Raw genomic sequence first — 20,431 nt, forward strand, 5'->3', positions numbered from 1 at the left:
ACGCAATGCGCGAAGGCGACGGGCGCTGCTAATCTTGCCGATCCCGCGCTATGGACCAACCATGATGACGAACCCGCTCATGCTGCCGCTGCTCGCCGCCCCGGCCGCGGCCGAAGCGTCCGCGACGTTCGGGCTGACCGCGCATCCGGTCGGCTGGATCGCGCTCGCCCTGTTCGTGCTCGCGTATGCAGCGGTCATCGCGGAAGAGCGCCTGCACATCGCCAAGTCCAAGCCGGTGATGCTCGCGGCCGGCCTCATGTGGGGCTTGCTCGCGTGGTGGATCGCGCATGGCACCGGCGATGGTTCGCGCGTGAGCGATGCGTTCCAGCACATGTTCCTCGAATACGCCGAAGTGTTCTTCTTCCTCGTCGTCGCGATGACCTACGTGACCGCGATCGGCGAACGCGGCGTGTTCGATGCATTGCGCGACCAGCTCGTGCGACGCCGCTTCGGCTACCGATCGCTGTTCTGGATCACCGGCGCGCTCGCGTTCCTCATCTCGCCGGTGCTCGACAACCTCACCACCGCACTGGTGATGTCGGCGGTGATCCTCGCCGTCTGCCCGGACAACCGGCGCTTCGTCACCCTCGCCTTCATCAACCTCGTCGTCGCCGCCAACGCCGGCGGCGCCTGGAGCGCGTTCGGCGACATCACGACGTTGATGGTGTGGCAGGCGCGCAAGGTCGAGTTCGCGCAGTTCTTCGCGATCTTCGTGCCGTCGCTCGTGAACTGGCTCGTGCCCGCCGCGATCATGCACTTCAGCGTACCCGCGGGCAGGCCCGAGCCGGTCGCGTCGCGCGCCGAGGTGAAGGTCGGCGGGTTCGGCATCTGCATCGCGTTCGCGCTCACCATCGCGATCACCGTGGCCGGGCGGCAGTGGCTCGGCATGCCCGCCGCCTACGGCATGCTCACCGGCCTCGCCCTGCTCAACATCATCGCGGCGCGGATCGAACACAAGGAACAGGTCTACGCGCTCGCCCAAGGGCAGGCGAATGTCTCGAGATACTCGATCTTCCGCATCATCGCCAATGCGGAATGGGACACGCTGCTGTTCTTCTACGGCGTGTTCGCCTGCGTCGGCGCGCTCGCCGCGATCGGCTACCTCGAACTCGCCTCGCAGGCGCTCTATGGCAGCCTCGGCTACACCTGGGCCAATACCGTCATCGGCGTGCTGTCCGCCGTCGTCGACAACATCCCGATCATGTTCGCCGTACTCGGCATGGACCCGGCGATGGACCACGGCCAATGGCTGCTGGTCACGCTCACCGCGGGCGTCGGTGGCAGCCTGCTGTCGATCGGCTCGGCGGCCGGTGTCGCGCTGATGGGTGCGTCGCGCGGCCTGTACACGTTCGGCGCACACCTGCGCTGGAGCGGCGTCATCGCGCTCGGCTACGCGGCGAGCATCCTCGTTCACCTCTGGCTGAACGCGCGTCATTTCACCGGATGACGATGACGGTCGTGTAGCATCGCGGCGAATCCCCGCGAAGGTCGCCGATGCACCACGCCGCCGACATCCTCTACACGCTGTTCGCGATCTTCGTCGCGGCGCAGATCGGCGCGGAAATCGCGCAGCGCCTGAAGCTGCCCGGTGTCGTCGGCGAGATCGTCGCCGGCTGCGCGATCGGACCGTCGGCCCTGGGCCTGGTCACGCCCGAGGGGATCGTCGCCGGCACGCCACTCGACGTGCTCGCCGAGATCGGCGTCGTGCTGCTGCTGTTCGCGGTCGGCCTCGAAACCCGCCTGGACGAACTCAAGAAGGTCGGCCGCAGCGCGCTGCTCGTCGGCGTGCTCGGCGTCATCGTGCCGTTCGTGCTCGGCGCCCTGTGGGCGCACGGCAGCGGCTTCGAATGGACGCGCTCGCTGTTCGTCGCCGCCGCGTTCGTCGCGACGTCCGCCGGCATCACCGCGCGCGTACTGCAGGAACTCGGCGCGCTGTCGCGCCTCGAGGCGCGGGTGATCCTCGGCGCCGCGGTCATCGACGACATCCTCGCGATGCTGCTGCTCGGCGTCGTCACCTCGCTGCAGGGTGGCGAAGGCGTCAACGTGGCGGGGCTCGCCTTCGTGCTGGTGCAGGCGATCGGCTTCGTCGTCGTGATCGGCTGGGTCGGCACGCGCGTGATGCGCGCGCGCGGGCACTGGCTCGAGCACCCGATCAATCCGCTCTCGCCGCTCACGATCGTGCTCGCGATCTGCCTCGGCCTGGCATGGCTCTCGACCGGTTTCGGGCTCGCCGCGATCATCGGCGCGTTCCTCGCCGGCATGATCGCCTCGGAAGTACCGCAGCGCGAGGAACTCGAGCACCAGATGCAGCCATTGCTGGCGCTGCTGACGCCGTTCTTCTTCGTCGTCACCGGCGCGAAGATCGACCTGTCCGTGTTCGCGAGCGCGGGCGCGCTGTGGATGCTCGCCGCGGCGACCCTCGTCGCGATCGCCTCCAAGCTCATCGGCGGCTGGCTCGGTGCGCTGCCGCTCGGCCGCCGCGGCGCACTCATCGTCGGCGTCGGCATGGTCCCGCGCGGCGAGGTGGGCGTCGTCATCGCGAGCCTCGGCCTCGCTGCCGGCGTGTTCACGCAGCAGATCTACGCGGTGATCGTCGCGATGTCGCTGCTGACGTCGATCGTGACGCCGCCCGTGCTCTCGCTGCTGCTGCGGCGTTCTCCCCCCGTGCAGGCGCCGGACTAGGGCTGGCCGCCCGCGCCGCGGGCGACCGCGTCGCGCACCGCGTCGAAGCGCGGATCGCGCGCGAACAGCGACGGCGACATCTCGCGGCCGGCGGGCATGTCGAGCAGGCGGCGCAGCCGTGCGACCGCCTCGCGCGGGTCGCCGACGCGGATCTCGATCTCCGCGAGCGTGAGCAGGTAGCACGGCCCGTCGACCGCATCGGTCGCGAGCGGCAGGAGCTCGACCGCGCGCCGGCCTGCCGCGAGCGCGGCATCGGCATGTCCGAGGCCGGCTTCGGCGAGGCCGAGCAGGCCGGTCGACGCCGGATCATCGGGCTGTTCTTCCAGCAAGGACTGCAGCGCGTCGCGGGCGCGCCCGTAGGCTTCGCGCGCGCGCGCGTGCTCGCCGAGGCGCTCGAGCGCCTGCGCGCGCAGCAGGTCGGTCGGCGTGGAACTCGGCGTCCACGGTGCTTCGATCGTCGGCGGCGCGCCGTCGAGCACGGCCAGCGCGGCCGCTGCGTCACGCCGCAGCCACGCCGCGACGAAGCGCGCGGTGTTGGCGAAGCCGTCCGGGTTCGCGTCGGCCGGAAGCTGCGCGAGCTTGGCGGCCGCCCCTTGCGAATCGCCGCCGATCTCGCGCGAGAACGCCTGGCTGATCGCGCTCGTCGCACTGTGCGGATCGATCACCAGCGCGCGCTCGTAGGCGACGTCGGCATCGGCGTAGCGTCCCATGTTGGTCAGCGTGTCGCCGACCAGCATCGGCCATTGCGGGTTGCGCGGATCGAGCAGCTCGGCACGGCGGTAGCCGGCGAGCGCCTCGTCCCACTCGCCGCGGCGGCGCTGGATGTTCGCGATCGACGCGTTGACGTCGGCATTGCTCGGCATGTCGCGCAGCGCGCGGCGGAATTCGGCCAGCGCCGCGGTGTAGTCGCGCTTGCCGTAGTAGTGCGCATAGCCCATCGCGAGGTGCGATTGGGCGAGCTCCGGGTCGAGTTCGAGCGCGCGCTGCGCCGCGCGCAGGCCCGCGGCGGCACGCGCCGGCGTGTGGTCGAGCGGCAGCCAGTAGGCGTGGCTCTCGAGGTAGGACAGGCGTGCGTAGGCGAGCGCGAACTTCGGGTCGCGCGCGATCGCCTGCCCGTACAACGCACGCGCCTGCGCGGTTGCCGCGTGGCGGTCGGTCGCCGTCCCCATCTCGACCTGCAGCGCGGAATACTCCGCGCGCAGGAACAGGTCGTAGGCTTCCGCATCCTGCGTCGGCAACTGCGTGAAGCGATCCTGGTCGGCCGGCAGGAGTTTCGCCTGCAGTGCGGAAGCGACCTGCTCGGCGACGTCGCTCTGCACCGCGAACACGTCGGCGAGCGTGCGCCGGTAGCTGTGTGCCCACAGCTGCGTGCCGCTCGGAGGATCGATCAATTGCACGTTGATGAGCACGCCCGCGCCCGACTTCTGCACGTTGCCCTCGAGCACGCTGGCCACGCCGAGTTCACGTGCGACATCGGCAAGGTCGGCGGGCCGGTTCTCGTAGGCAGCGGTCGACCGGCGCGAAACCACGCGCAGGTCGGCGATGCCGGCGAGCTGGGCGAGGATCGTTTCCTGGATGCCGCTCGCGAAGTAGGCGTTGGCAGGATCGGCGCTGAGGTTCGCGAACGGCAGCACCGCGATCGAGTGCGGTTGCGCGGCCGCGGGTGGCGCCGGTTGGGGCGCGCCGCCGTGCAGGAATGCCCAGGCCGCGGCGGCGATGGCGAGCACGACCAGCAGCGCGAACGCGGCCCCCGGGAGCCGCGACGGCACCGGGGCCGGCGTGCCTTGCGCCGACGGCGCATCGGCGCGATCGCCACCCTCGTCCGGCGCCATGGCGTCTGCGCCGGTGGCCTCGGCCGATTCGATTTTTTGCGCCGCGGCAATGAAGCGGTAGCCGTGTCCGCGCACGGTCTCGATGTACGCGGGCGCATCGCCGGTGTCGCCGAGGGCGCGGCGCAGCGCGCTCAGGTGCCAGGTCAACGTGTGCTCTTCGACGATCGTGTCGGGCCAGAGCGCCGCATAGAGCGCCTCGCGCGACTGCAGGCGCCCGGCGTGCTCGACCAGCAGCAGGAGCAGGTCGAACGACTTGCGCGTGAGCGCGACCTCGTCCTCGCCGCGCCGCAGCCGGCGTTCGGCGGCATCGAGCAGGAACGGTCCGAACCGGTACACGGCGCGTCCTGGCACGGCGGATTTGATGAGCATGGTCACGCTGCGGCGCCGTCACACATGGATCACACGCAAATTACACCCACGCCCACGGCGCAGCACAGGCTGGACGATAGCCTATGTCGTATCCCTAGTGCTCCCCCAACGCTGGCGAGGAACCATCCGTGTCCAATCCCTTGCGCTCCTTCCTGCCGCTCGCGCTCGCGGCCGTCGCGACCACCGCCGCGGCTGCGCCCGCGAACGCACCCCAGACGCCGGCGATTGCATTCCCGGCGTCGTTGCCCGCACGCCTCGCCGCACTGCAGCACGTGCAGGCGGGGGGCTCCATGGCGAAACTGCCGCGCGCGCCCGCACCGTCGCCGAACGGCAGCGTGCCCTGGCTCGAACAGGACGTGTTCGCCACCGACGGCATCCAGGAGGACACGTTCGGCTCGGCGGTCGCGATCGACGGCGATGTCGCGATCATCAGTGCGCCGCAGCCCGGCTCGGATTCCGGCGGCATCCCGGCCGGTCCGGGCCGCGCATACATCTTCCGCAACCTGGGCGGCACCTGGGTGCAGACCGACGTGCTCACCGCCGACGATGGCGAGGCCGGCGACTTCTTCGGCTATGCGGTCGCGATCCAGGGCGATACGGCCCTCGTCGGCGCGCACTTCGCGACGATCGACGGCCACGTGCAACAAGGTGCCGCGTACGTCTTCCACCACGCCGACGGCGCGTGGACGCAGACGCAGAAGCTCGTCGCCGGCGACGGCGCCGCACAGAGCTTCTTCGGCGCCGCGGTCGCTCTCGACGGCGACCATGCATTCGTCGGCTCGTACGCGGCGACGATCGGCGGCCATTTCGGCCAGGGCGCCGTGTACGCGTATTCGGGCGTGGCCAAGGGATCGCTGCAGCCGTCGGGCGAGATCACCAACCCGGAGGGCGCCGCCAACGACCAGTTCGGCTACGCGGTGGCCGCGCATGGTGGCAGCGTGATGATCGGCTCGCCGAACACGAAGGTCGGCGACCACGCGGCGCAGGGCGCCGTATTCCTCTACGAGAACGACGGCAACGGCTGGACGCAAGCGCAGCAGATCGTCGCCGACGACGGCCTCGCCAACGATGCGTTCGGGCTTTCGGTCAGCTACGACGACACGCACGCGCTCGTCGGCGTTCCGGTCGGCAACGGCTTCCTCGGCGAGTTCTACGCATTCGCGCGCGATGGTGGCGCATGGACGCAGACGCAGAAGATCCTCCCGCCCGACGGCGCGACCGACATCTTCTACGCCGTGTCGGTCGCGCTGTCGGGTGATCGCGCGGTCGTCACGTATCCCGGGTACGCGGGCGGCCAGGGGCGCGTCGACCTGTTCGGGCTGGACACCGGTGGCGACTGGAACCTGCTGCAGGCGTACGAGCATCCGTCGGGCGATCCGAGCGACCTGTTCCCGTACTACGGCTTCGCGGCCGGCATCTCGGGCGGCCATTTCCTCGTCGGCGCCTACGGGCGCAAGGTCGGCGACAACCTCTACCAGGGCGCGGCGTACTTCTACACGCGCGACGCACTGTTCGCCGACGGCTTCGACGGCGGCTGAGCACCCGGCGCGGCGCCCGCCGCGTGTGCGGCGGGCATTCGCGGTACCTCAACGCGACAGCGCATCGGGGTCGTAGCGCTCCATGAACTTCTCCGGGTTCGCGAGCGGCGTGAAGCCGTACTGCGCATACAGCCCGTGCGCGTCGCGTGTCGCGAGGATGAAGCGGCGCACGCGCTGCAGGTCCGGATGCGCGAACGTGAACTCCATCAGGCGCTTGCCGATGCCGCGCCCGCGGGCCGCATCGACGACGAACACGTCGCAGAGGTAGGCGAAGCCGGCGCCGTCGGTGACCACGCGCGCGAAGCCGAGCTGGCGCGTGCCTTCGTAGACGCCGAAACAGAGTGAACGCTCGATCGCGCGCTCGACCAGCTCGCGGTGGATGCCGGGTACCCAGTACGACTCGTGCGCGAGGTAGGCGTGGATCGCATCGATGTCCAGGCGCGCGCGATCGGTGGAGAATGGCAGTCCGTCGATCGACCGCTCGTGGTGCTCGCCCATGCCCTGCCCGTCCTCCCGCCTGCCTTGCTTGCCGATGCTGCTGCTCGCCGCGCTCGCGGGCTGCGCGACGCCCGTATTCAAGGACGCGCCCGTCGCCTCGCCGGGCGTCGCCGACGTCGTTGCAGCACCCGAACGCTACCACGACGCCGAGGTCGTCTGGGGCGGCAAGATCGTCGCGCTCGAGAACCTCGCCGATACGACCGAAGTCCAGCTCGTAGCGTATCCGCTCGCCCGCGGGCAGCGACCCGATACGCGCGCGCCATCACAGGGGCGCTTCGTGCTCGTCCTGCCCGGCTTCGTCGAACCGATGGACTATCCGCCGGGCCGCTGGCTGAGCCTGCGCGGGCGCGTCGCCGGCCGCGAAACCCGTACGATCGATCGCAGCGAGGTCGTGCATCCGCGCGTCGCCGATGCCGAGGTGCACCTGTGGCCGCGGGATTTCCCGGACGACCGCGGGCATTGGAGTTTCGGCGTCGGGGTGGGCGTCGGTATCCGGTGAGTCACGTGGGCGGCGGAAGCCGCGATGCTCTTCACCGCGACCCACGAAACGCGGTCCCTCTCCTGCAGCCCGCCCTGTGTGCGACCCCAGCGTCGCGATGCAACGGGGCGCGACGGTCGCGCACGGGGTGCGCGCTACAGCAAGATCATATGCAGCGCCCTGTGGGAGCGGCGGAAGACGTCCGTCGCTCCACATGACAGCCGCTCCGTCGCACTATCGCTCCCGCGCCAACGCGAACGCGAGCACGTAGTCGCCGCGCGTCGTGCCGAACTTCGCATGGCCGCCCGCGGCGACGACGACGTACTGGCGGCCGCCGGCCTCGTAGCTCATCGGCGTGGCCTGTGCACCCGCGGGGAGGCGCATCGTCCACACTTCCGCACCGGTTGCGGTATCGAACGCGCGCAGGTAGTTGTCGGTGGTCGCGCCGACGAAGGTGAGTCCGCCGGCGGTCGTCAGCGGGCCGCCGATGTTCGGCGCCCCCTGGATGTCCCAGAACGGCCACGGCGCCCGGTCGCGCGAGGTACCGAGCGGCTTAGACCAGGCGATCGTCCCTTTGGCGAGGTCGACCGCGACGAGCTTGCCCCACGGCGGCGCGATGCACGGCGCGCCGAGCGGCGACTTCAGCAGCGTGCGGCGCATGCCGTACGGCGTGCCGCGTTGCGAGGCGAACTCCCAGCCTTCGTAGCGGCCCGATTCGTACTGCGGGACAAACTCGGCGCGCGGAACCAGCGCGACCACGAACGGCAGTTCCATCACGTTCGCGACGAGCAGGTGCCGCGCAGGGTCCCACGCGCCGCCGCCCCAATTCGAACCGCCGGCGTAACCGGGCCGCTCGATCGTGCCGGCGAGGCTCGGCGGCGTGTAGATGCCTTCGCTCTTCAGCGCCGCGATGCGCTCGCGGCATGCGTTGCGATCCCAGAACGTGAGGCCCCACGCGTCCTCGGGCTTGACCGGCGCATGCGACACCAGCGGCGGCAGCGTCGAGAACGGCTGCGTCGGCGACGGTATTTCGCCTTCGACGACGTCCTGTGGCACCGGGCGCTCCTCGATCGGAAACACCGGCTCGCCGGTTTCGCGGTCGAGCACGAATACCTGCCCGGTCTTGTGCAGCTGCACGAGCGCGGGAATAGTGCGCCCGTCGCGCACGAGGTCGACGAGCATCGGCTGAGAGGCGACGTCGTAGTCCCACAGGTCGTGGTGGACGAGCTGGCGTCCCCAGACGAACTCGCCCGTCGCCGCACGCAAGGCGACGACGGAGTTCGCCCACTGCGTATCGCCGGGCCGCACGCCGCCGAAGAAGTCGGGGCTCGGCGAGCCCGTCGGCACGAACACGAGGCCGCGCTGCGCATCGACCGCGAGCGGCGCCCACGCGTTCGCCGCACCGGTCCAGCGCGCCTGCTGCGCGTCGAGTTCGCCGAACTCGGGGTTGGCGGCGTCGGCGGGCATGCGTGCCGTGCGCGGAATCGGGTCCCAGTGCCAGAGCTCCCTGCCGCTGCGCAGGTCGAACGCGCGCACGACGCCGAGTTCGAGGTCGGTGCCCGCGTTGTCGCCGATCGCCGAGCCGACCACCGCGACGTCGCCCGCGATCGCCGGCGGCGAGGTGACTTCGTACTGGCCGAGGCGCCATTGCGACTGGCGCACGCCCTTCGACAACACGACTTCGCCCTTCGTGCCGAAGTCCGCGCACGCCGCGCCAGTGCGCGCATCGAGCGCGATCAGGCGCGCATCGATCGTCGCGAACAGGATGCGCTCGGCGCACGCGGCCGCCGCGTCCGCCTGCGCATCGCGCCACCAGCTGACGCCGCGCGAGGCCATCTCGGAGTAGTCGAAGTCGCGCGGCACCTTCGCGTCGAACTGCCAGCGCAGCTGGCCGGTCGCCGCGTCGAGCGCGAAGGCCTTGCCGGTCGCGGTGTCGAAGAAGAGCGTGCCGCCGACCATCAGCGGCGTCGCCTCGAACGTGAGCGCGTCCTTCGCACGCGCGAAGCCCTCGCCGAGTTCGCCCGTGCGGAATGTCCAGGCGAGTTCGAGCCGTCCGACATTCGCGGGCGTGATCTGCGCGAGCGGCGCATGCCGCTGGCCGCGTCCATCGCCGCCGTAGGCGGTCCATTCGAATGCCGCCTGCGCCGGCAACGACGCCGCGAATCCCGCGGCGAGCAGGATCTTCCTCATCGCAGTTCCTCCTCCGACCCGGGGCGATTGGACGCCCGCCGCCCGTACCGGACAAGCGCGATGGGACGAGAGGGACGCACGGCGACGCAGGCGGGACGGAGCCTTGCCGCCGTCGGCGACCCGCCCGACAATCGGCCGTCACGCCATCACGGAAGCGCCATGCCCATCGTCGCCAAAGGCGTGGTCGGCCTCCTCGCTGCGTTCGGCGCATTGCAGCTCGCGGGATTGCTGTTCCTGATGGCAGGCGGCGCCACTGGTTACGTCGCCCCGTGCAGCGTCTATCCGGTCATGGATGTTCCGTCGCCCGGCGGTGGCGCACGCGCGACCGTCGAGAACCGTCGATGTGGTGACCGCGACCAGCGCACCGACGTGTCCGTATCGGCCAACGGACTCGCCTCCGACTGGAGCCAGACGGTTTTCAGCGCGCCATCGGCCATCGCCAATGCAGGCTCCTACGCGCCCTTGCAGCTGCGCCTGACCTGGCTCGACGACACCCACCTCGAGATCCGCTATCCGCGCGGCGTGAAGAACGACATGCGCGAAGGCAGGGTCGGCGACGTGCACATCAACTACACCGAGGTCGAAGGGTCGCTTCCCTGAGCGATGCCGTCGGCGGGTGATCGGCACGCACCTTGAATTGCGCCCTGCGCATCCCGAACAAGGGCCGACGTTCCCGGCCCGAGGCGACGATGCGCATCACCTACATCGGCGGTCCGACCGCCCTGGTCGAGATCGGCGGCCTGCGCCTGCTGACCGATCCGACCTTCGACGCTGCCGGCGGCGAATATCGCGCGGCGGCCTACTCGCTGCACAAGACGCAAGGCCCCGCGCTCTCGCGCGACGCGCTCGGGCGCATCGACGTCGTGCTGCTCAGCCACGACCACCACTTCGACAACCTCGACACGTCGGGGCGCGCGATGCTCGCCGACGCGGGCGTCGTGCTCACGACGCAGGTCGGCGCGGAACGGCTCGGCGCGCCCGCGATCGGCCTCGCGCCGTGGGAGACATACGACGTTGCCCTTCCGGACGGCGGCACGCTGCGCATCACCGCGACCCCGGCGCGCCACGGGCCGGAGGGCGGCGATCGCGGGCCGGTGATCGGCTTCGTGCTGGAACGGCCTGGCGACGGCGACGGCGCCGTCTACGTGAGCGGCGACACCGTGTGGTACGACGGCGTCGCCGAGGTCGCACGGCGGTTCGCCGTCGTTGTCGCCGTGCTCAACATGGGCGCCGCGCACGTCGCCGTCGCGGGGCCCTCGCATCTCACCTTCACGGCGGACGAGGGCGTCGGGTTCGCGCGCGCGTTCGAGCATGCCTCGATCGTGCCGCTGCACTACGAGGGCTGGGCGCACTTCACCGAATCGCGGCGCGAGATCGAGGCGACCTTCGTTGCGCATGCGCTCGGCCATCGTCTGCACTGGCTCGCGCCGGGCGTGCCGAGCGCGTTCGCGCTCGCGGCGGGCGATCAGTCGCCGCGCCAGCCCCCGGGCAGCAGCGCGCGGTAGCGCCGGCTCAGCAGCAGTTCGGTGCCGTCGCGCAAGGTCAGCGCGAGGTCGCCGTGCGCGCGCGGCGCGATCGCGTCGATGAAATCCGCGCGCACGAGATGCGAACGGTGCACGCGCAGGAATTGCGCGGGGTCGAGCCGCTGCGCGAGGCGCGACAGCGTCGCACGCACGAGGTGCGTGCGTTCGCGCGTATGCACCTCGACGTAGTTGCCCGCCGCGGACAGGCGCAGCACGTCGTCGATCGGCACGATGCGCGCGCGCCCGCGCTCGTGCACGACGAGGCGGGCGAGGCGCCCGGCGCGACCGAAGTCGCCGACGCGGCGCAAGCGTTCCTCGTCGTCCGCGCCGCCGTCGGCGCCGCGCCGCTCGGCAAGGCGCGCTTCGACGCGCTCGAGGCACTGCGCGAACCGCTCGCGATCGAACGGTTTCAGCAGGTAGTCGAGCGCGGCCACGTCGAACGCGCGCAACGCATGCTCGTGGTACGCGGTCGTGAACACGACCAGCGGATGCGGCGGCGCGGTGCGCGCGAGGACATCGAAGCCGTTCTCCGCGCCGAGCTGGATGTCGAGGAACAGCAGGTCGGGTGCATGCCCGCGCAGCAGCGCGATGCCGCCGGCGACGTCTTCGGCCTCGCCGGCGATTTCCCAGCCCGGATGCGCTTCGAGCAGGCGGCGCAGCTTCGCGCGCGCGGGCGGCTCGTCCTCGACGATCGCGACGCGGACTTCAGGCATCGCGTTCGAGCGGCAGTTCGATCTCGATGCGCGTACCCGCGATGCGGCCGGGACCGATCGAGAAACGATGCCGGCCCGGATACATGAGGTCGAGCCGGTGGCGCACGTTGGTGAGCCCGACGCCGGGCTCGTAACCCGGCGCGAGGCCACGCCCGTCGTCCTCGACCGTGCAGAACACGGTCGTGTCGTTCGCGCCGATCGTCACCTGCACGCGGCCGCGGCCGGAAGCGAGCCCGTGCTCGAACGCGTTCTCGACCAGCGGCTGCAGCAGCAGGCGCGGGATGCGCGCGTCGCGTGCCGCGGGCTCCACCTCGACCTGTGTCTCGAGCTTGCCGCGGAAGCGCTCGCGCATGAGCTCGAAGTAGCGTTCGAGCCAGACCACGTCGTCGACCACGCGCACGCGCGCGTCGCAGGTCTCGCTGAGGGCGACGCGCATGAGCACGGCGAGCGCGGCGATCATGCGGTCGGCCGCCTCGACATCCTCGTGCATGCGGTTGGAGATCGCGTTGAGCGTGTTGAACATGAAGTGGGGCTCGATCTGCGCCGTCAGCTGCGCGAGGCGCGCCTGGCCGAGGTCGCGTTCGAGCTGCAGCACGGCGAGTTCGCGCTCGCGCCGCGCGCGCTGCGCGCGCCAGGCGACGCAGGCGCCGGCGATCAACGCATAGCTGATGAGGTCTTTCTGCAGTTCGTAGGCGAAGCCGAGCAGCGGATCGCCGAAGTCGTAGTGGCCGCCCATGAGCGCGTAGACGGGCTTGCGGACGGCGACCATGCCGAGCGTGTGCAGCAGCGAGAACGCGATCGCTGCCGGCACATGCACCGGCACGCGCTGCAGCCAGTCGGGGCCCGACAATGGATGGCGGCGCTCGAAACGGAAGATGCCGATCGCGAGCACGGCGATGACGGCCGCGCTGCTGAGTTCCCAGCACATCGGTTCCCAGGCCGGGATGCGGCTGCCGCTGTTGCGATGGCCGATGACGACGTTGATGCCGAGCCAGAGGCCGATGCCGAGCCAAGCCATCGCATAGGCGATCCACGGCCGCCAGCAGGCGCGAGCGGTGCCATCGTCGGTCGCTGCGACGGTCAGGACTTGCGCATCGGCGTCGGGCACGACTTCCATCTCAGTCGGCCACGTCCGGCTCGAAGAACGACCAGCGCACTTCGGGGAAGCGCGCCTTGAGGTCGCCCTCGACCACGTTGATCGCCTCGACCAGGGCGCGCGCGGAGAGGTCGCCGCGCATCTGGGCCTTGACCGCGACCATGACGTCGACGCCGAGCTGGAGCGTGATCACGTTGAACACGCGCGCGATCTCCGGACGCTGCTCGAGGAACGCGTTGATCGCGCCCTTGAGTTCGGGATCGGCGCTCTGCCCGATGAGCAGCGCCTTCACCTCGATCGCGACGAACAACGCGACGAGCACGAGCAGTACGCCGATCGCGAGCGTGCCGATCGCGTCGAACACGGGGTTGCCGGTGAGCATCGTCAGCAGCACCGCGGCGAGCGCGAACACGAGGCCGAGCAGCGCGGCGAGATCCTCGCCGAACACGACGATGAGTTCGCTCTGCCGGCTCTCGCGGAACCAGTACCAGAGCCCGTGGTCGCCGCGCGCCTTGTTCACCTCGCGCAGGCAGCCCCACATCGAGAAGCCCTCGGCGACGATGCCGAACGCGAGCACGCCGACCGCGAGCCACGGCCAGCGCAGGGGCTCGGGTTCGTGCAGCTTGTGCAGGCCTTCGTAGATCGAGAACGCGCCGCCGACCGTGAACAGCAGCAGCGCGACGAGGAACGACCAGAAGTAGATCGCCTTGCCGTGGCCGAGCGGATAGTCGGGCGACGGCAGCCGCTTGGCGTTCTTGAGACCGAGCAGCAGCAGGCCCTGATTGCCGCAGTCGGCGAGCGAATGCACCGCCTCCGCGGTCATCGCGCCGGAACCGGTCAGCGCGGCCGCGGTGGCCTTCGACAGGAAGATCGCGAAGTTCGCGCCGAGCGCGAAGAAGATCGTCTTGAGCGAGTCGGCCTTGCCGGACATGCAGGGTCGTTCCGTGGATCAGGGTTCTCCAGTGTAGGGCGGGACGGGCGCGGAACGATAGGCGGGACGAATGCCGCGGGCGGCCACTCACCGGATCGCGGGGCGCCCGGCCCTACGCCTTGCGGCGCTTCGCCGCGTCCGCGACGTTGCGCCACGCCGCCGACAGCGCATCGTGCACGAGGTCGGCGCGCGCAGTGTCGAGGCACACGAGTGTGCAGCCCTGGCGGCCCCAGGCGCCCTTCGCGGGCGTGAATGCACCCGGGTCCATGCGCAGGAAAAGTTCCTGTTGTTCCGGCGCGAGCCTCACCATGCCCCAGCGTGCATCGGGCACGCCGAGCGTGGCGAAGATGCGCTTGCGCACGCGGAAATCGGCATGCCCCATGTGGGCGCCTTCGGTCGCGTCGGGCAAGGCCAGCGCGAGACGGCGGAAATCAGCGGGCCCGAGTGCGCTCACGGGCCGGGTCCGCGCGGTGCGCCGACGTTCATTCGCCGTCGCCGAGCGCGGCCTGTGTCTTCTTCGGCAGGTTCGCGCGCACGAGTTCGTACGAGCGGCGCACGAAGCCGGCGAGCTCGTCGCGCGTGTAGCGTTCCGGCTCGGTCACGCTGATCCAGAACGCGCGCGCCATGTAGTGCGCCGGAGCCATGCCCGGTTGCGCGCTGAGTTCGAGGAAGCGGTCGGAATCGACCTTGAACGACAGGCGGCCACGATCGGGGCCGAGCGTGCAGTACACGACGAACATCTTGTTCGCGACACTCCAGACGAGGTCGACTTCCCACTTGATCGAGCGCGTCGCACCCGGCCAGCGCGCGCACAGATCGTCGAGGTCCGCTTCGCCCAGGCCCGTGACCGGCTTGCCCATCGCGTCGACTCTCCGCTCGAAAACACGCATCGTAGCCCGTCACGGCCGGAGCGGAAACCCGCACCGGTCCACGCGGCGCGCCGCGGCGGCGCGTGGCATGCTTCGCCGGTCGCCTGCCCGGGATCCGCATGACCGCACACCGCCCGACCGATCGCACGCCAGCACGCCCGCGCGGACGCGCATTCACGACGACCGACGGTCGCGTGCTGCGCGTGCGCCCGGTCCGCGCCGACGACGTCGAGGCACTCAAGCGCGGTTTCGCGCGACTCACGCCGGAGCAGGTCCGCCAGCGCACGTTCCACCGCATGAACGAGCTCTCCGACGAAGCAGCGCACCGCCTCGCCGACATCGACCCGGCGACGACGGCCGCCTACGTCGTGGTCGACGAAGCCGGCGAGCTGCACGGCGAAGCGCGCATGCACGTGCTGCCCGAGGGCGACTCGGCCGAATTCGCACTCGTCGTCGACCCGGAGATGGTCGGCATCGGCCTCGGCCGCGCCCTGATGCGGCGGCTGATCGAGGAGGCGCGCCGGCGCGGCCTTCGCGAGCTGTGGGGCACGGTCCTCGCCGACAACGCCCTGATGCTGGATTTCGCCCATCGCCTCGGTGCGTCGCGTGAACGCGTGCCGGGCGAAGCGGACGTGGTGCGCGTGCGCTTCGATCTCGCGCGCTGGCGCCTGCCGCGCTCGGCGCCCGCCTAGGCAAACCCCTTCCTTCGTGCCGCGGTGCGAGCTTGCCCGCGCTCGACCGGTCCTTGCACGCGCAAGCACGCTGCAGCATCCCATCCACCGGCCCCGCGCCGGCGGCCGGGGTGGCTCGTGCCTGCGCCATCCATCCATGTCGGGAGAGCGTGCATGAAAACGAAAGTTACGATCGCCATTGCGTCATTGGCCTTTGCGGGCGCCTGCGCCGCGGCCCCTGCGCCGATGAACGCGGACGCACAGACGGCCAAGGCCGAGATGCGCCGGATGTTCGGCCGCGTGCCGGGCTTCGTCGATGCGTTCCCGGATGCCGGCGTCGCCGGCGCCTGGAGTGAATTCAAGGCGGTGCAACTCGGCGGCGACACCGCGTTGTCGCCGAAGGTCAAGGAACTCATCGGCCTCGCCGTCGCGGCGCAGATCCCCTGCCAGTACTGCGTGTATTTCCACGCCAGGAGCGCGAAGGCCGACGGCGCCAGCGACGAGGAAATCAAGGAAGCCGTCGCGATGGCCGCGGTGACGCGACACTGGAGCACGGTCATCAACGGTGCGCAGATCGATTTCGCGACGTTCCGCGACGAGGTCGACGCGATGATGCGCTACGCCGACGAGCACGCGAAGCAGGAAGCGAAGGCCGCGGCGAGATAGCCGCAAGGGCCGGGCGCGACCGGGTGGTCGCGCCCGGCCGCGTCACGCGGCCGGTGCGGCCGCGCGCCGGCGGCGACGGAGTCGCTGCTGCAGCCGCTCGAAGTAGAGGTAGATGACCGGCGTGATGTAGAGCGTCAGCAATTGCGAGGTCACGAGGCCGCCGACGACCGCGAGGCCTAGCGGCCGGCGCGCCTCGGCACCGGCGCCGAAGCCGAGCGCGATCGGCAGGGTGCCCATCAGCGCGGCGAACGTCGTCATCATGATCGGACGGAAGCGGATCACGCAGGCGTCGACGATCGCGCGCTCGGGCTCCTCGCCCTCGCGCTGCTTCTCGAGCGCGAAATCGATCATCATGATCGCGTTCTTCTTGACGATGCCGATCAGCATGATGAGGCCGACCGCGCCGTAGAGGTCGAGGTCCTTGCCGAACACCATCAGCGTGAGCAGCGCGCCGAACACCGCCGTCGGCAGGCCGGAGAGGATCGTCAGCGGGTGGATGAAGCTCTCGTAGAGGATGCCGAGCACGAGGTAGATCACGAATACCGCGAGCAGCAGCAATATGCCCATGCCCGACAGCGAATCCTGGAACTGCTGCGCGGTGCCCTGGAACGATGCGCTGATCGTGTCGGGCAGGTGCAGCTGCGCGACCGCGCGGTCGACGCCGGCCACCGCATCGCTGAGAGACATCCCGGGTGCGAGGTTGAACGAGACGGTGACCGCCGGCACCTGGCCGAGATGGTTGATCGTCGCCGGGCCGACCGACTGGCCCGTGTGCGTGACCGCCGACAGCGGCACGAGCTGGCCCGACGGCGTCGCCGTCGCGTCGCCCGCGCTCGCCTTCGGCGGCAGCGTCGGTGTCACGTAGATCGACGACAGCACCGACGTATCGGCCTGGCGCGCCGGATCCACCTGCAGCAGCACCCAGAACTGGTCGGTCGGCGTGTAGATCGTCGACACCTGCGCCGGGCCGAAGGCGTAATAGAGCGCGTTCTCGATCGCGTCGGGCGTGACGCCGTAGGCGGCCGCGGCGTCGCGGTCGATCGTCACGTCGAGCTGCGGATTGGCGACCAGCATGTCGCTGCTGACGTCGAGGAAGCCCGGCAGTTTCGACAGCGCCGTGACGAGCCTGGGCGTCCATTCGAACAGGCGCCTGGTGTCGGTGTCCTGCAGCACGAACTGGTAGGTGCTGTTGGTCAGGCGCCCGCCGATGCGGATCAGCGGCAGGTTCTGCGCGAACGCCTGCAGGCCCGGGATGCCCTGCAGCAACGGCCGGATCTCCTGCACGACCTCGTCCGCGCTCTTGCGCTCGTGCGGCGGCTTGAGGTTGACGATCATGCGGCCGAGATTGAGCGTGGCGCTGCTGCCGCCCGCGCCGACGAAGGCCATGACGCCGGCGACGTTGGGATTGCCGCGCAGGATGTCCGCCGCCTTGCGCTGCTTCTCCAGCATCGCGTCGAAACCGATGTCCTGCGCGGCCTGGGTGAACACGAACAGCTGGCCGGTGTCGTCGTTGGGCAGGAACCCCTTCGGCATGCGCACGGCGAGGAGCCCGGTCGCGACCACGAGCGCGAAGAACGTCAGCAGCACGACGAAGCGATGCCGCACGCTCGCGCGCAAGGTGCGCGCGTAGGCCGACTGCATCGCGTCGAACGCGCGCTCGCAGGCCTGGTACAGCCGCCCGTGCGTGCCGCCGTGCAGTGGCTTGAGCATGCGGCTGCACAGCATCGGCGTCAGGCTGAGGCTGACGAAACCCGACACGAGCACGGCCGCGACGATGGTGATCGCGAACTCCTTGAGCAGGCGACCGATGAGGCCACCCATGAACACGACCGGGATGAACACCGCGGCGAGCGACAGGGTCATCGAGACGATCGTGAAGCCGATCTCCTTCGCCCCGTCGAGCGTCGCGCGCAGGCGGTCCTTGCCCATCTCGAGGTGGCGCGAGATGTTCTCGAGCATGACGATCGCGTCGTCGACGACGAAGCCGACCGCGAGCGTCAGCGCCATGAGCGACAGGTTGTCGATGCTGAAATCGAGCGCATACATGACCGCGAACGTGCCGACGATCGACATCGGCAGGGCCAGCGACGGGATCAGCGTCGCCTGCAGGTTGCGCAGGAACACGAAGATCACGAGCACGACGAGGCAGAGCGCGAGCACCAGGCTGAACTTCACGTCGGCCACCGACTCGCGGATGCTCTGCGAGCGATCGTAGATCACCCGCAGTTCGGCGCCCGCCGGCAGGCTGCGCTGGAAGGCGGGCAGCATCTTCTTGATGTCTTCGACGACCTGGATCGTGTTCGTGCCCGGCTGCTTCTGGATGGCCAGCACGACGCCCTGCTCGCCGTCGATGAGCGCGCCGCCCTTGTCGTTCTGCACGCCGTCGTAGACCTTGGCGACGTCCTTGAGGCGCACCGGCGCGCCGTTCTGGTACGTGACGATGAGATCGCCGAACGCGGCCGCGTCGTACAGCTGGCCGTCGACCATCACGTTGTAGATGCGGTTGGGCCCGTACAACGTGCCGGTCGGCAGGTTCACGTTGCCCTTGCCGACCGCATTCGCGACGGTATCGATGCCGAGGCCGCGCGTCGACAGCGCGTCAGGATCGAGATCGACGCGCACGGCGTACTTCTGCGAACCGTAGACGTTGACCTGGGCGACACCGGTCACGGTCGAGATGCGCTGGGCGAGCGTGTTCTCGGCATACTCGTCGAGCGTCGACAGGCGCAGCGTCTTGGAGGTGAATCCGACGTAGAACACCGGCGAGTCGGCCGGGTTCACCTTGCGGAACGTCGGCGGCGTCGTCATCTGCGTCGGCAGCTGGCGCAGCGCGGCGGAGATCGCCGCCTGCACGTCCTGCGCGGCGGCATCGATGTTGCGGTCGAGCGCGAACTGCAAGGTGATGCTGGTCGAGCCGAGCGCGCTCGACGAGGTCATCGAATCGATCGCGGGAATGGTCGAGAACTGCTTCTCGAGTGGCGTCGCCACCGCCGACGCCATCGTCTCGGGCGATGCGCCCGGCAGGCTCGCCGACACCTGGATGGTCGGGAAGTCGACATTGGGCAAGGCAGCGACCGGCAGCAGACGGTAGCCGACGATGCCGAATACGAGAATGCCGACCATGACCAGCGTGGTCATGACCGGCCGGCGCACGAAGACTTCGGAGACGCTCATCGCCCAGCTCCCGTCAGCCCGAGGCCGGCATGACCTTCACCGCCGCCTTGTCCTCGACACGCGACTGGCCATCGACGACGACCGTCTCGCCGGCGGCGAGCCCGCGCTCGATCACCGCCTCGCCGGCGACCACGCGCGCGACGCCGACACTGCGCTGTTCGGCGGTCTGGTCGCTGTGCACGACGAACACGTAAGCGCCGTCGGGGCCGTTCTGCACCGCCCGTGCCGGCACGACGATCGCGTCCGGATCATGGCCGATCGTGAGGCTCACGCCGACCAGCTGGCCCGGCCACAGCACGTGCCCCGTATTCGGGAACTCGGCACGCAGGCGCACCGTGCCCGTGCTCGTGTCGACCGCGTTGTCGATGAACGCGACCTTGCCCTCGACCGGCTCGTCGATGCCGACCACGCTGGCACGGGCGATCAGCGGCGCGGCCTTCTGCGCGGCCTGCACGCGGCCGAGCAGCGCGGACGGCAGCGAGAAATTCACGTAGATCGGCTCGATCTGGTTGATCGTGACGAGCGGATTGGTGTCGTTCGCCTTCACCACGTTGCCGGGCTGGATCAGGATGCGGCCGATGCGGCCCGCCAGCGGCGCATGGATGTCGGTATAGGACAGCGCGACGCGCGCGGCCGCGACGTTCGCCTCGTCGACCTTCACGCTCGCGCGCGCGGCTTCGAGATTGGTGCGGTACTGTTCCATCTGGTCGGCCGAGAGATAGCCCTTCGCCGCGAGATCCTCGTAGCGCTTCACCTGCGAGCGCGCCTGCGCCAGCGTCGCCTGGTCCTTCGCCTGCTGGGCCAACGCCTGCTGCAGGGCCGCCTGCGCGGGGCGCGGGTCGATGCGGAACAGCAGCTGGCCCGCGCTCACGTCGGCGCCGTCCTTGACGAAGGATTCGAGCAGCTGCCCGTCGACGAGGGATTTCACCGCGACGCTGTTGATCGCCTCGACGTTGCCGGGCGCATTGGCGAGCACGGGCATGTCGCGCGTCGCCGCGGCGACGACCACGACGGGCGCAGGCGCTGGCTGCGGCGGCGCATGGTCGCGTGAACACGCGGCCGCGAGCCCGCACGCGAGCACCGTGCCGGCGAGCTTCGCGGCGCGTTGCGGGAACTGCCACCCGTCCATTCGTCGTCCACTCCTCCATTCGATGCGCGCTATTGTCACCGATCGGCGTGCCGGGGTTCCCGGCATGCCGGT

The 20,431-nt window shown here is 70.1% G+C and carries 18 protein-coding genes; 8 read left to right on the forward strand and 10 right to left on the reverse strand.

What is annotated here, in order from left to right:
* The first annotated feature begins 61 nt into the window (after window positions 1–61).
* Window positions 62–1,447: a sodium:proton antiporter NhaD gene (nhaD, locus tag EV148_RS09990; RefSeq protein WP_199222754.1), complete on the forward strand. Its 1,386-nt coding sequence runs from the start codon at window positions 62–64 to the stop codon at window positions 1,445–1,447.
* A gap of 47 nt (window positions 1,448–1,494) precedes the next feature.
* Window positions 1,495–2,682 carry a cation:proton antiporter gene (locus EV148_RS09995; protein ID WP_131997380.1) on the forward strand — a complete coding sequence of 396 codons (1,188 nt, stop codon included), beginning with the start codon at window positions 1,495–1,497 and terminating at the stop codon, window positions 2,680–2,682.
* Here EV148_RS09995 and EV148_RS10000 read toward each other — a convergent pair.
* Complete coding sequence (locus EV148_RS10000; protein WP_131997383.1) at window positions 2,679–4,883, reverse strand: winged helix-turn-helix domain-containing protein; 2,205 nt, start codon at window positions 4,881–4,883, stop codon at window positions 2,679–2,681. The two genes, EV148_RS09995 and EV148_RS10000, sit on opposite strands and share 4 nt — an antisense overlap.
* Window positions 4,884–5,011: 128 nt before the next feature.
* Here EV148_RS10000 and EV148_RS10005 point away from each other — a divergent pair, with 128 nt between their 5' ends.
* Window positions 5,012–6,421 carry a hypothetical protein gene (locus tag EV148_RS10005; RefSeq protein ID WP_131997386.1) on the forward strand — a complete coding sequence of 470 codons (1,410 nt, stop codon included), beginning with the start codon at window positions 5,012–5,014 and terminating at the stop codon, window positions 6,419–6,421.
* Window positions 6,422–6,469: 48 nt separating this feature from the next.
* On the opposite strand, the gene EV148_RS10010 is transcribed toward EV148_RS10005, so the two are convergent.
* Window positions 6,470–6,919 (reverse strand): GNAT family N-acetyltransferase, encoded by a 450-nt coding sequence (locus EV148_RS10010; RefSeq protein WP_131997389.1) that lies wholly within the window; start codon window positions 6,917–6,919, stop codon window positions 6,470–6,472.
* Here EV148_RS10010 and EV148_RS10015 point away from each other — a divergent pair.
* A complete protein-coding gene (locus tag EV148_RS10015; RefSeq protein WP_158287418.1) occupies window positions 6,918–7,418 on the forward strand; it encodes a Slp family lipoprotein in 501 nt (166 codons plus the stop codon). The two genes, EV148_RS10010 and EV148_RS10015, sit on opposite strands and share 2 nt — an antisense overlap.
* A 213-nt stretch (window positions 7,419–7,631) precedes the next feature.
* Here EV148_RS10015 and EV148_RS10020 read toward each other — a convergent pair whose 3' ends face one another.
* Complete coding sequence (locus EV148_RS10020; RefSeq protein WP_131997395.1) at window positions 7,632–9,587, reverse strand: pyrroloquinoline quinone-dependent dehydrogenase; 1,956 nt, start codon at window positions 9,585–9,587, stop codon at window positions 7,632–7,634.
* A gap of 159 nt (window positions 9,588–9,746) precedes the next feature.
* Between EV148_RS10020 and EV148_RS10025 the strand changes: the two genes are divergently transcribed.
* Together EV148_RS10025 and EV148_RS10030 are read left to right on the forward strand one after the other, a co-directional pair.
* On the forward strand, window positions 9,747–10,187 hold the full coding sequence (locus EV148_RS10025) for a hypothetical protein (RefSeq protein ID WP_131997398.1): 441 nt from the start codon (window positions 9,747–9,749) through the stop codon (window positions 10,185–10,187).
* An 89-nt stretch (window positions 10,188–10,276) separates the two neighbouring features.
* On the forward strand, window positions 10,277–11,092 hold the full coding sequence (locus EV148_RS10030; protein ID WP_131997401.1) for an MBL fold metallo-hydrolase: 816 nt from the start codon (window positions 10,277–10,279) through the stop codon (window positions 11,090–11,092).
* Here EV148_RS10030 and EV148_RS10035 read toward each other — a convergent pair.
* The 5 genes from EV148_RS10035 to EV148_RS10055 all read right to left on the reverse strand — a co-directional run bounded on the left by EV148_RS10035 (window position 11,053) and on the right by EV148_RS10055 (window position 14,710).
* Window positions 11,053–11,823 carry a LytR/AlgR family response regulator transcription factor gene (locus EV148_RS10035; RefSeq protein WP_131997404.1) on the reverse strand — a complete coding sequence of 257 codons (771 nt, stop codon included), beginning with the start codon at window positions 11,821–11,823 and terminating at the stop codon, window positions 11,053–11,055. The two genes, EV148_RS10030 and EV148_RS10035, sit on opposite strands and share 40 nt — an antisense overlap.
* A complete protein-coding gene (locus tag EV148_RS10040; protein ID WP_131997407.1) occupies window positions 11,816–12,940 on the reverse strand; it encodes a sensor histidine kinase in 1,125 nt (374 codons plus the stop codon). Before EV148_RS10040 ends, EV148_RS10035 begins: the two co-directional genes overlap by 8 nt.
* Before the next feature lies 1 nt (window position 12,941).
* Entirely contained in the window at window positions 12,942–13,850 is a 909-nt protein-coding gene (locus EV148_RS10045) for a cation diffusion facilitator family transporter (protein WP_131997410.1), read from the reverse strand.
* A gap of 112 nt (window positions 13,851–13,962) precedes the next feature.
* Complete coding sequence (locus tag EV148_RS10050) at window positions 13,963–14,304, reverse strand: MmcQ/YjbR family DNA-binding protein (RefSeq protein WP_131997413.1); 342 nt, start codon at window positions 14,302–14,304, stop codon at window positions 13,963–13,965.
* 28 nt (window positions 14,305–14,332) lie between these two features.
* Window positions 14,333–14,710 carry an MmcQ/YjbR family DNA-binding protein gene (locus EV148_RS10055; RefSeq protein ID WP_131997416.1) on the reverse strand — a complete coding sequence of 126 codons (378 nt, stop codon included), beginning with the start codon at window positions 14,708–14,710 and terminating at the stop codon, window positions 14,333–14,335.
* A gap of 128 nt (window positions 14,711–14,838) precedes the next feature.
* On the opposite strand from EV148_RS10055, the gene EV148_RS10060 reads away from it, so the two are divergent.
* Both EV148_RS10060 and EV148_RS10065 read left to right on the forward strand, forming a co-directional pair.
* The gene (locus tag EV148_RS10060) at window positions 14,839–15,411 is read left to right on the forward strand and encodes a GNAT family N-acetyltransferase (protein ID WP_131997420.1); all 573 of its coding nucleotides are present in this window, start codon (window positions 14,839–14,841) and stop codon (window positions 15,409–15,411) included.
* Between the two features lie 153 nt (window positions 15,412–15,564).
* Complete coding sequence (locus EV148_RS10065) at window positions 15,565–16,056, forward strand: carboxymuconolactone decarboxylase family protein (RefSeq protein ID WP_131997423.1); 492 nt, start codon at window positions 15,565–15,567, stop codon at window positions 16,054–16,056.
* 42 nt (window positions 16,057–16,098) lie between these two features.
* On the opposite strand, the gene EV148_RS10070 is transcribed toward EV148_RS10065, so the two are convergent.
* Both EV148_RS10070 and EV148_RS10075 read right to left on the reverse strand, forming a co-directional pair.
* Complete coding sequence (locus tag EV148_RS10070; protein WP_131997426.1) at window positions 16,099–19,230, reverse strand: efflux RND transporter permease subunit; 3,132 nt, start codon at window positions 19,228–19,230, stop codon at window positions 16,099–16,101.
* Window positions 19,231–19,243: 13 nt separating this feature from the next.
* Complete coding sequence (locus tag EV148_RS10075; protein ID WP_158287419.1) at window positions 19,244–20,359, reverse strand: efflux RND transporter periplasmic adaptor subunit; 1,116 nt, start codon at window positions 20,357–20,359, stop codon at window positions 19,244–19,246.
* Between the last annotated feature and the right edge of the window lie 72 nt (window positions 20,360–20,431).

It is taken from the genome of Dokdonella fugitiva, from assembly GCF_004342425.1.
GTDB classification, from domain to species: Bacteria; Pseudomonadota; Gammaproteobacteria; order Xanthomonadales; family Rhodanobacteraceae; genus Dokdonella_A; species Dokdonella_A fugitiva.